8 protein-coding genes and 1 pseudogene are annotated in these 11236 nt (G+C 45.6%); 3 read left to right on the top strand and 6 right to left on the bottom strand.

What is annotated here, in order from left to right:
• The first annotated feature begins 18 nt into the window (after window positions 1-18).
• Window positions 19-889: pseudogene (locus tag NYE20_RS03755) on the top strand (TetR/AcrR family transcriptional regulator).
• Between the two features lie 14 nt (window positions 890-903).
• On the opposite strand, the gene gatB reads toward NYE20_RS03755, so the two are convergent.
• The 3 genes from gatB to gatC are packed head-to-tail and all read right to left on the bottom strand — an operon-like array spanning window position 904 to window position 4111.
• The gene (gene gatB, locus NYE20_RS03750; RefSeq protein ID WP_003219444.1) at window positions 904-2334 is read right to left on the bottom strand and encodes an Asp-tRNA(Asn)/Glu-tRNA(Gln) amidotransferase subunit GatB; all 1431 of its coding nucleotides are present in this window, start codon (window positions 2332-2334) and stop codon (window positions 904-906) included.
• A gap of 13 nt (window positions 2335-2347) precedes the next feature.
• On the bottom strand, window positions 2348-3805 hold the full coding sequence (gene gatA, locus NYE20_RS03745; protein WP_003233901.1) for an Asp-tRNA(Asn)/Glu-tRNA(Gln) amidotransferase subunit GatA: 1458 nt from the start codon (window positions 3803-3805) through the stop codon (window positions 2348-2350).
• A gap of 15 nt (window positions 3806-3820) precedes the next feature.
• On the bottom strand, window positions 3821-4111 hold the full coding sequence (gatC, locus tag NYE20_RS03740; protein ID WP_003219442.1) for an Asp-tRNA(Asn)/Glu-tRNA(Gln) amidotransferase subunit GatC: 291 nt from the start codon (window positions 4109-4111) through the stop codon (window positions 3821-3823).
• Between the two features lie 413 nt (window positions 4112-4524).
• On the opposite strand from gatC, the gene opuE reads away from it, so the two are divergent.
• Together opuE and NYE20_RS03730 are read left to right on the top strand one after the other, a co-directional pair.
• Window positions 4525-6003: a proline transporter OpuE gene (gene opuE / locus NYE20_RS03735; protein ID WP_003233905.1), complete on the top strand. Its 1479-nt coding sequence runs from the start codon at window positions 4525-4527 to the stop codon at window positions 6001-6003.
• A 106-nt stretch (window positions 6004-6109) separates the two neighbouring features.
• Window positions 6110-6808 (top strand): MgtC/SapB family protein, encoded by a 699-nt coding sequence (locus tag NYE20_RS03730; protein WP_010886431.1) that lies wholly within the window; start codon window positions 6110-6112, stop codon window positions 6806-6808.
• 37 nt (window positions 6809-6845) lie between these two features.
• On the opposite strand, the gene NYE20_RS03725 is transcribed toward NYE20_RS03730, so the two are convergent.
• The 3 genes from NYE20_RS03725 to ligA all read right to left on the bottom strand — a co-directional run bounded on the left by NYE20_RS03725 (window position 6846) and on the right by ligA (window position 11230).
• A complete protein-coding gene (locus NYE20_RS03725; RefSeq protein ID WP_085186997.1) occupies window positions 6846-7856 on the bottom strand; it encodes a phosphotransferase enzyme family protein in 1011 nt (336 codons plus the stop codon).
• A 161-nt stretch (window positions 7857-8017) separates the two neighbouring features.
• Window positions 8018-9208 carry a CamS family sex pheromone protein gene (locus tag NYE20_RS03720; RefSeq protein WP_003242795.1) on the bottom strand — a complete coding sequence of 397 codons (1191 nt, stop codon included), beginning with the start codon at window positions 9206-9208 and terminating at the stop codon, window positions 8018-8020.
• Between the two features lie 15 nt (window positions 9209-9223).
• Window positions 9224-11230: an NAD-dependent DNA ligase LigA gene (ligA, locus tag NYE20_RS03715; protein WP_014479075.1), complete on the bottom strand. Its 2007-nt coding sequence runs from the start codon at window positions 11228-11230 to the stop codon at window positions 9224-9226.
• Window positions 11231-11236 lie beyond the last annotated feature (6 nt).

The following is an 11236-nucleotide window of genomic DNA, read 5'->3' as shown; positions in this document are numbered from 1 at the left end:
ATTAAGGGGAAGCACGTCATGAATGAAAAAAAAGAGAAAATCATAAAAACCAGCATTCGTTTATTTGCGAAAAAAGGATTCGCAGCTACGACGATCCAAGAAATCGCCAGTGAATGCGGCATTTCGAAGGGCGCTTTTTATTTGCACTTCAAATCGAAAGAAGCGCTGCTGTTATCTGCCTGTGAATATTATATCGGTATGTCTATGAACAAAATGAAAAATATAGAAGAAGATCTCGCTGGAAAGCCGCCTAAAGAAGTTTTGAAAAAACAAATTGGCGCTCAATTTGAGGATTTTCGTGATCATAAAGATTTTATCGTACTTTTGCTTACCGAAAATATCATTCCGGAAAATCAAGAAATCAAGCAATACTTTTACAAAGTAACCATGGAGACGGATAAGCTGTACCGGAACGCCTTGCTGTCGTCCTATGGAAAAGGAATCGAGCCGTACGTCGCAGATCTGTCCATCATGGCAAGAGGCATTGTACATTCTTATATGAACGTGATGGTATTTAACGGTGAGCTTAATATCGATGCAGAAGAAATCTCAGCCTTTATTATTGAAAGACTGGATGATCTTGTACAGGGGCTGAGCCGTTCAGCACTCAATCCGATTGTGCCAAAAGACATTTTCAACCCGATGCCTGCGGGGAAAGACCAGCTGCTTGAGGACATTCAGAAAGTGAAAGAAAACAGCACGCTGCCCGAGGATATCACCGTGTCACTTGATGTTATCGAGGAAGAATTGACTCAGGATAAACCGCGCAAACCGATTATTAAAGGCATGCTGTCCAATTTGACCGGAACCAACGACAAAGAAGTTGAAAGGCTTCGAGCCCTCATCTCTGTCTTTATCTCAATTTGACCATAAAAAAAGCAGCCTCTAAGGGCTGCTTTTTTATTAGCGTTTTTTAATTTCTTCAAGCAGAATTTTGTTGACCATCGGCGGGTTGGCTTGTCCTTTGGACGCTTTCATAATCTGTCCGACTAGGAAGCCGATCGCGCGGTCTTTTCCGTTTTTAAAGTCTTCGATTGATTGAGGATTGTTGTCAAGCGCCTCAGTGACAAGCTTCAGAAGCACGCCTTCGTCAGAAATCTGAACAAGGCCTTTCTCTTTCACAATCTTCTCAGCGTCGCCGCCTTTTTCAATCAATTCTTTAAACACTTTCTTCGCGATCTTAGAAGAAATGGTGCCTTTTTCAATCAATTTGATCATGCCGGCAAGGCCTTCAGGTGTCAGGGCAACGTCGGCAAGCTCTTTTTGTTCTGCGTTTAGGTAAGCTGACACTTCACCCATCAGCCAGTTAGACGCTTGTTTGGCTTCAGCGCCTTTTTGAACGGTTTCTTCGAAGAAATCAGCCATTTCTTTTGTCAGCGTCAGAACCATCGCGTCATATGCAGGCAAGCCAAGCTCTTCGATATAACGCTTGCGGCGCTCATCCGGAAGCTCAGGAATGCTTGCTTTTACGCGTTCCTTCCATTCATCATCAATGTAGAGCTCGACTAGATCTGGCTCTGGGAAGTAACGGTAGTCGTCAGATCCCTCTTTGACACGCATAAGAATGGTTTTCTTCGTTGCTTCATCATAACGGCGAGTTTCTTGCTGGATGACGCCGCCGGAAAGAAGAACCTGCTCTTGGCGTTTTTCTTCATGCTCAAGGCCTTTTTGAACAAACGCAAAGGAGTTCAAGTTTTTCAATTCTGTTTTTGTGCCGAATTCCTCTTGGCCGATCGGACGAAGAGAGATATTGGCGTCACAGCGAAGTGAGCCTTCTTCCATTTTACAGTCAGAAACGCCTGTATATTGGATGATGGATTTCAGCTTTTCAAGATACGCGTACGCTTCTTCCGGCGTGCGGATGTCCGGCTCTGATACGATCTCAACAAGCGGCGTTCCTTGACGGTTGAAGTCAACAAGAGAATAGCCGTCGCCTGTATGCGTCAGCTTTCCGGCATCCTCTTCAAGGTGAAGGCGCGTGATGCCGATGCGTTTTGTTTTGCCGCCGACTTCAATTTCGATCCAGCCGTTTTCGCCGATTGGCTTATCAAATTGAGAAATCTGATACGCTTTCGGGTTGTCAGGATAGAAATAGTTTTTGCGGTCAAACTTCGTATCCGTTGCGATCTCACAGTTGAGCGCCATAGCGGCTTTCATTGCGAATTCAACGGCTTCTTTGTTCAGGACAGGCAGGACGCCCGGGTATCCGAGGTCAATGACGCTTGTCTGCGTATTCGCCTCCGCGCCGAATGGCGTTGGAGAGCTTGAGAAAATTTTTGATTTTGTTTTTAACTCAACGTGGACTTCAAGTCCGATTACCGTTTCAAAGTTCAATTCTTTTCACCCCTTACAGTTCAGGTTTTGCTTTATGATGGTCTGTCGCTTGTTCAAATGCATGAGCAACGCGGTATACAGTGCTTTCATCAAAGTGTTTTCCGATGATTTGCAGGCCGAGCGGAAGTCCGTCTGCTAAACCGCATGGCACGCTGATTCCCGGTACGCCGGCAAGGTTGACCGGAATCGTTAAGATATCGTTTGCGTACATTGTGAGCGGATCCTTCGTGTTTTCACCGATTTTAAACGCAGGTGTCGGTGTAGTCGGTCCAACAATAACATCATATTTTTCAAATACGTCCTCGAAATCCTTCTTAATCAACGTACGCACTTTTTGCGCTTTTTTGTAGTACGCATCGTAGTAGCCTGAGCTTAAAGCAAACGTTCCAAGCATGATGCGGCGTTTGACTTCATTTCCGAAACCTTCAGCGCGCGTTTGCTTGTAAAGGTCGATCAGGTTATCCGCGTTGTCTGTGCGGTAGCCGTAGCGGATGCCGTCAAAGCGTGCAAGGTTCGCTGACGCTTCAGAAGATGACAGCAGGTAATATGTCGCAAGCGCGTATTTACTGTGCGGAAGAGACACTTCTTCCCATGTAGCGCCGAGGCCTTCAAGGACTTTCAGCGCTGCCAAGACAGATTCTCTCGCTTCTTTGCCGACACCTTCACCAAGGTATTCTTTCGGAACGGCGATTTTCAGTCCTTTGATGTCGCCAGTTAATGAAGAAAGAAAATCAGGCACGTCCACATTTGCACTCGTGGAGTCCATTTTGTCTACGCCGGAAATCGCTTGAAGTAAAAACGCGTTATCCTCAACCGTACGTGTAATCGGTCCGATTTGGTCTAATGAAGACGCAAATGCGACCAGTCCGTAACGAGATACACGTCCGTATGTAGGTTTTAAACCGACAACGCCACAGAAAGATGCCGGCTGACGGATGGAGCCGCCTGTGTCAGATCCAAGAGAAAACGGAACTTCTCCCGCAGCAACCGCAGCTGCAGATCCGCCGCTTGAACCGCCGGGAACTGTTTCTAAGTTCCAAGGGTTTTTCGTCAGCTTGTAAGCTGAGTTTTCGGTAGATGACCCCATGGCGAATTCGTCCATGTTCAGTTTTCCGATTGTGACCGCTTCAGCGTCTTGAAGGCGCTGAACGACAGTAGCGTCATAGATCGGATCAAAGTTTTCGAGAATTTTGCTGGAGCATGTTGTGCGCAGCCCTTTTGTTACGATATTATCTTTTACGCCGATCGGCATACCGAAAAGAAGACCGTGCTCAGAACGCCCGTCAACCGCCTCATCAAGCTCCTTCGCGTATGCCCGTGCTCTTTCTTCATCTAATGCCAAAAAGGCTTGTACCTTATCATCAACCGCTTGGATGCGTTTATAAGATTCATCAACCAGATCAGAAATCTTAATCTCTTTTTTATGTATGAGCTGTTTTAATTCTGTGATTTTATGATCAAATAATGACATTCTTGTGTCCCTCCTTTAGTCCAGAATTGATGGCACACGAATATAGCCGTCTTTATGGTCAGGCGCATTTTTCATGACATCCTCAACCGGAAGACCTTTACCCGCTTCATCTTCTCTCATGACATTTTTCATTTTCAGCACGTGAGTTGTAGGTTCCACATTGTCTGTGTTAACCTCATTAAGCTCCTCAGCAAATGAAATGATACTGTCGAGCTGTTCAGTGAACATTTTTGCTTCTTCTTCAGTAATCGCAAGTCTTGCAAGGTGCGCAACGTGCTTTACTTCTTCTATTGAAATTCGTGACATATGATCCACCTCCACATATTTCTCCGTTAAGTCATATAATACTGATCATATCAAAAACAAGCCCCTTAAAGCAACAAAACGCCTTGAGACAGGCCTGTGTTTTCGAAACAATACCCTATATATTTTATACTAAAATGAGGAGAAGGAGAAACGAAATATTTTTCTGAATATTTTTACTTTAATTATTTTTTGAAAGCGTTTTATTCTTTATTCCCTTCTAGGTTTGCAACGGTATTTCCAGCTTATGATCAATGTTTCATCGCTTGAATGGCCGGGAATACTTTGTTAGGTTAAGTTACCAAGTGCACCCGCAAAAGAATTTCTTTTGTTTTGCACTTACGCCAGGCTGCTTAACTGGCACCATCAATTTGAGAGGTGATGCAACATTATTAGAAATGAAGAGAGGGTAAAACGTGAGTATTGAAATTATTATATCTTTAGGAATTTACTTTATTGCCATGCTGTTAATCGGCTGGTATGCATTCAAGAAAACCACTGACATCAATGATTACATGCTTGGAGGAAGAGGCCTCGGACCCTTCGTTACTGCTTTGTCTGCCGGCGCGGCCGATATGAGCGGATGGATGCTGATGGGTGTTCCCGGCGCGATGTTTGCGACAGGGCTGTCCACCTTATGGCTTGCTTTAGGTCTTACAATCGGGGCGTACTCAAATTACTTGCTGCTGGCTCCAAGGCTGCGTGCTTATACGGAAGCGGCGGATGATGCGATTACGATTCCTGATTTCTTTGATAAACGATTCCAGCATTCTTCATCACTGCTGAAAATCGTATCTGCATTGATCATCATGATCTTTTTCACATTGTATACCTCTTCCGGTATGGTATCTGGCGGACGGCTGTTTGAATCTGCTTTTGGTGCGGATTACAAATTAGGCTTGTTTCTGACCACCGCAGTTGTAGTATTATACACACTGTTTGGCGGTTTCCTTGCTGTCAGTCTGACTGACTTCGTGCAGGGTGCGATCATGTTTGCAGCACTAGTGCTTGTGCCGATCGTTGCTTTTACCCATGTGGGCGGCGTTGCTCCGACTCTCCATGAAATCGGCGCTGTTAACCCACACTTATTGGATATTTTTAAAGGCGCGAGCGTCATTAGCATTATTTCCTATTTAGCCTGGGGCTTGGGCTACTACGGCCAGCCTCATATCATCGTCCGATTTATGGCGATTAAAAACATTAAAGATTTGAAGCCTGCACGCCGAATCGGCATGAGCTGGATGATCATTACAGTTCTAGGTTCCGTGCTGACGGGTTTAATCGGTGTTGCATACGCCCATAAATTCGGAGTTGCTGTAAAAGATCCGGAGATGATTTTCATTATCTTCTCTAAAATCTTGTTCCACCCATTAATTACAGGGTTCTTATTGTCAGCTATTTTGGCTGCCATCATGAGTTCGATTTCCTCACAGCTTTTGGTCACAGCAAGTGCTGTTACAGAGGATTTATACCGGTCATTTTTCAGACGAAAAGCTTCTGATAAAGAATTGGTCATGATCGGGCGATTGTCCGTCTTAGTCATTGCCGTTATCGCGGTACTCTTGTCATTGAACCCGAACAGCACCATTCTTGATTTGGTCGGATACGCTTGGGCCGGCTTCGGTTCAGCTTTCGGACCTGCGATTCTGCTCAGTCTGTATTGGAAGCGAATGAACGAATGGGGCGCGCTTGCTGCCATGATTGTCGGGGCTGCGACCGTGTTGATTTGGATTACAACCGGCCTGGCAAAATCAACCGGTGTGTACGAAATCATCCCTGGGTTTATTCTCAGTATGATTGCCGGCATCATTGTCAGCATGATCACAAAACGTCCTGCAAAAGCCTCTTACCGATTATTCGGTGTCATGGAAAAGCTGTTAAAACGCAAAAAGTAAGCAATAAGCCATCAAGCGCAGCTTGGTGGCTTTTGTGCCCTTGTTTTGCTATAAATACTGTGAGAAAATCATATTTATTTAAAAACACCATAGAGAAGGGGGAAGTTTGCTGTTGAGCTGGTATATTGATCCTGATATTTTATTGAAATTGGGCATTGCCACATTGATTGGCATGGTCATCGGGCTTGAACGCGAATTAAAAAATAAGCCGCTCGGATTAAAAACCTGTATTGTCATCGCAGTCAGCTCATGCATGCTGACGATCGTCAGTATTAATGCGGCATATCATTTCCCTAAATACTACCGCATCATGATGGATCCGCTTCGTCTGCCGGCACAAATCATCTCCGGCGTCGGGTTTATCGGCGCCGGTGTCATCCTGCGAAAAAGCAATGATGTCATTTCCGGCCTGACGACATCGGCCATGATCTGGGGGGCAGCGGGGCTCGGGCTTGCTACGGGAGCCGGTTTTTATAAAGAAGCGTTTGCCAGTCTTCTGTTCATCCTGATCAGCGTGGAATTTCTCCCATGGGTGGTCAGAAAAATCGGCCCCGACCGCCTGCAGGAAAAAGACATCCGCATCAGAATGTCGCTTTCTGATAAAGACAAAATGACAGAGATTTTAAAAGAAATGAAAAGAAGAGATATCAAAGCACACTCCGTTCGGATCGACGACCTGGGCGAAAAGGATTTTCCAATTATGGAAGTGAAGGTCCGCGTCCATAAAAACAGATACACGACCGATGTCTACTATGACATTAAAGCCATTGAAGGCGTAGTCGGCGTGAAGTGTGATACATTATAAAAGCCAATGGGACTGGAATCCCATTGGCTTTTTCTATCTACACCAGTGCTGAAAAATCAAATGCTGTAATCGGCGTGCCATTCTCTATATCTCTTCTGAAACCGGCCAGCATTTCTTTTTCTTCTTCTCCTATTGTGTTAAGGTCAAACATCTGATGCAGCAATCCGTAAATCAGCATATGGCGAAGGCGGAGGAAATCAGGTATTATCATCAGCCATGCAGGGTCAAGCTCATTTTCCTCCCAGTACCCTTTCATAAAATGCGTCATAAATTCTTCTGTAAACGCAGCTTTATCATCATATGGCACAACAGGATACCACAGGACATTGTAGAGAAGAATGCTAATATCGTTAACAAACCAGTTGTAGCCGATATCATCAAAATCAAATGCCGTGATTTTGCCATGATCCCAGTTAAAATTGCCATGGTGCAGATCCGCATGCACCAAGCCGTAGCTGTCCTGGCTTTTCGGGAGCCTCCGCAGTTCATTCATCAAAGAATCGGCTTGCTGAAACACCTTTATCTGATCTTCAGGCACATATTTTCTCAGCTTTAATTGCTCCTCTTCATCCCATTCCTGTCTTTTGAAAGCGGGATTGCTCAATTTGTAGCTTTTTGTCAGGCTGTGCATGCTGCCTGTGTATCTGCCAAGCTCATAAAATAGCGTTTCATTCCAGTCCGATTCATCCACTTTTTGCCCCGGCGCTTTCTCATACACTCTCAATAAAAATGACCCGCCGTTTCCGTCCGGCACTGCTTCTACGTCTTTTCCGTTCAGCGATGGGAGCGGTTTGGCTACTGAAATTCCCCCTATTGCAAGGTGACGGAGCCATTCCATCTCTCCCATTATATAATCAGAAGATCTCCGAATCGTATGGGTAATCTTTAAAATATAAGGTTGATTGTCTTTCATACATTCATATACATAGTTTTCCGCATCAGCCAGAAAACGCACCTGATCTTTTGAGAAACCGTATCTCGCTGCAGCTTCTGCCAAAACCTGCTCTTCCTCAAATATTTTTTTGATATCTTTATGCATGTCTAACATCCTTTCATTGCTATAGATTTGATAATGATTGTTTTCACACGATTTCCAGCATCAACATACCTCCCCTTGATTTGTGTTTCGGCAGAAGCGGAAATATTTTCCCTTTTCCTGTTAATTATAACATAAAAACCCTTGTGCCAATATGGCACAAGGGTTTTCTATCAGTCATAAATGTGAACAGTCGGCTCTTTATCTCCAGCATTGCGGATAATGACCGCTTCCTGTCCGTCTGAGGACGTGATATTGACTTCGACATCAACTGAGCTCTTAGAGTAGTAGTCCATCACTTCACCCGTTAAGAACTGGGTAAACGCGACAACTTCACTTTTTCCGTAGAATTGCATTGGTATGTCAATCTTCATTTTCTTCATTTCATCATTTTCATACAGCGCTGTACCGACAACGCCTGTATAGTTCGGGAAATATTCTTCAATTGAGTTTTTGAACCGCTTAAAGACCTCGGTGTCATCCGGGTACTTTTCTGCTGTGGTTGTATCCGCCGGATAGAATACATATTTTTCATTGATGTCATCCCAATTTGAGATATCAGTAGAGCCTGCTTTGACCTCTGTTTTGGCGATGAAGTTCCCCGGCACAATCGATGTTTTTGACGCCTGCTTGTAGAGTGCGACGGTAATCGGCACATTCTTCAAGTTATCTTTTTTACGGAGGCGGTTAATAACCTCCTGTGCAATTTTTTCTCCCTGCTGGCGGAGCGTGCTGTCCTTAATCTCCACTTCTTTTTGCGGGTCGCCAGTTTTTTCACGATAGTAATACACGGAGTTTAACGCCAGTCCGATCATGACGCCGCCAAGCTGGATAGAATTCTTGTCTTTTCTGACTAAATAATCGTGCTCAAGCATGGATGCTAAATAAATCGGGCTGCTTTCGTTCTTTTCTTCTGTTGAACCAGAACTCGGGAGCGCCGGGTTCAAGCCTTCATTTTTGAAGTTCTTATCTTCTTTTTCGGCTTTTTTCAAATCAGAGCCCGTTTTTTTCCGTGCCAGCCAGCTTAATACTGTATCCTCATCTAAATATTGTCCTTCTTGGAACAGATAATCGTCAGTCGAGAAAGAATCTTGGGCAAGACGCATCAGCCCTGTTTCAAACTCGTCAATGTCCAGCCTAGTGTTCAGCTGTTCCGTTGTTAAGCCGCGCGCTTTGCCTGCCTTAAACGGCAGCACCATTTTGTAATAGGAGTCAGAGATATTATATTTCGGGACAATCGCTTTTTCTGACGATTTCGCCGTCTTTTGCGTAATCTCTTCCTCCTTCTCCCCCCCAAAACCTGACGAGCAGGCAGACAGCATTAATACTGCCGCCGTTGCCGCCAATGCCAACGTCTTTTTCAATAGAAAACACTCCTCTTATTTCTTTAGCTCTCCCATTAACTGTTCTTCATTCCACACTTCAATGTTCAGCTCTTGTGCTTTTGTCAGCTTGCTTCCCGCCGCTTCTCCGGCGATGACTAAGTCTGTGTTTTTGCTGACGCTTCCAGTCAGCTTTCCGCCCAGCGCTTCGATTTGCGCTTTGGCTTCGTTTCTTGACAGCTCTTCCAGCTTTCCTGTCAGAACAATTGTTTTACCGGCAAAGTAAGAGTCGCTGTCCTCTGCTTTTACTTTTTTCGGGCCTTTGTAGAGCGTGTTTACGCCCAGCTCCTGAAGTTCATTCAAGAGTTCAAGCATTTCTTCTTTATGAAAATAGGTGATCACAGCATCAGCCATTTTTTCACCGATTTCATCTACCGCGAGAAGTTCCTCTTTAGAGGCTTTTTTCAGGTTCTCCAAGCTTTCAAAATGCATGGCAAGCGTCTTTGCGGCCTTTGATCCGATAAAACGGATGCCAAGCCCAAACAGCAGGCGCTCTAACGAATTTTCTTTTGATTTTTGGATGGAGCTGATCAGGTTTTCAGTGGACTTTTCGCCCATGCGCTCGAGCTGGATGACTCGTTCCTTCGTCAGCTTATATAAATCTGCCACATTGCGGACAAGGTTTTCCTCAAACAGCTGTGTGATCACTCGTTCGCCGAGCCCATCAATGTTCATGGCATTGCGGGAAACGAAATGGATCAGCCCTTCCCGGATTTGCGCCGGACATTCAGGGTTAATGCAGCGAAGCGCCACTTCTCCTTCGATCCGGACGAGCTCACTGCCGCATTCAGGACATTCCGTCGGCATGCTGAATTCCTTTTCTTCTCCTGTGCGCTGTTCAACGAGGACATTCACAACTTCCGGGATGATATCGCCCGCTTTTTTGACGACAACCTTATCCAAAATCCGAATGTCCTTCTCTTTAATTAAATCTTCGTTATGAAGGGATGCTCTTGAGACCGTTGTGCCGGCAACTTTTACCGGCTCAAGAATCGCGGTCGGCGTGATCACACCCGTTCTGCCGACATTTAATTCGATATCGAGAAGCTTCGTCACGACCTCTTCAGCAGGAAACTTATACGCGATGGCCCAGCGCGGGCTTTTCGCCGTAAAACCGAGCTCCTCCTGCTGATCGAGAGAATCGACTTTAATGACAATGCCGTCTATTTCATACGGCAGGTCAGCGCGCTTCGCCTGAAGCTCATCGATCAGCGTAATGACTTCTTCTATGTCGCCGCATTTTTTTCGTTCCTGATTCGTTTTAAATCCGAGTTCGTCGAGAAAATCAAGCCCTTGGCTTTGCGTCTCCACACCCATCTCGTCAAGCTCCGCTATACTGTAGACGAAGATATCGAGGTTTCGTTTCGCTGCAATTTTCGGATCGAGCTGTCTAAGAGATCCTGCCGCGGCATTTCGCGGATTGGCGAACGGCTCTTCCTCATTTTTAATCCGTTCCTCATTGAGTGCTTCAAACGAACGCTTCGGCATATACGCCTCGCCGCGCACTTCGATTGACAGCTCACGGTTCATTTTAAGGGGGATATTGCGGATCGTCTTCAGATTCTCCGTGATATCCTCTCCCGTCGTCCCGTCACCTCTTGTGGCCCCTCTGACAAAATAACCGTCTTCATAACGGAGAGAAACAGCAAGACCGTCTATTTTCAGCTCCACATTATACGCCACATCATCGCCGACGGCTTGGCGCACACGGCGGTCGAAATCACGAAGATCATCAGCATTAAAGGCGTTGCCCAGACTGAGCATCGGTGTGCCGTGGGTGACTTTTTGAAACGCTTCAAGCACGGCTCCGCCGACGCGCTGCGTAGGAGAGTCAGGCGTTCTGAGGTCTGGATGCTCCTCCTCGATCGCGATCAGCTCCTGCATCAATCTGTCATATTCCGCATCAGGGACGCTCGGTTCATCTAGGGTGTAATATTCATAGCTATACTTGTTGATGGTGCGGCGCAGTTCTTCTGCCCGCTGCTTCGCTGTTTCTTTGTCCATCTGCTT

The organism is Bacillus sp. FSL R5-0416, from assembly GCF_037975425.1.
Classification (GTDB): Bacteria; Bacillota; Bacilli; order Bacillales; family Bacillaceae; genus Bacillus; species Bacillus subtilis.
Note: the sequence above shows the minus strand (reverse complement) of the source record. Positions and strands in the feature narration are given on the sequence as shown.

Excerpts from the sequence above, each read along its gene's own strand:
- gatA (WP_003233901.1), bottom strand. The coding sequence starts at position 3,805 with ATGTCATTATTTGATCATAAAATCACAGAATTAAAACAGCTCATACAT.
- gatC (WP_003219442.1), bottom strand. The coding sequence starts at position 4,111 with ATGTCACGAATTTCAATAGAAGAAGTAAAGCACGTTGCGCACCTTGCA.
- NYE20_RS03725 (WP_085186997.1), bottom strand. The coding sequence starts at position 7,856 with ATGTTAGACATGCATAAAGATATCAAAAAAATATTTGAGGAAGAGCAG.
- ligA (WP_014479075.1), bottom strand. The coding sequence starts at position 11,230 with ATGGACAAAGAAACAGCGAAGCAGCGGGCAGAAGAACTGCGCCGCACC.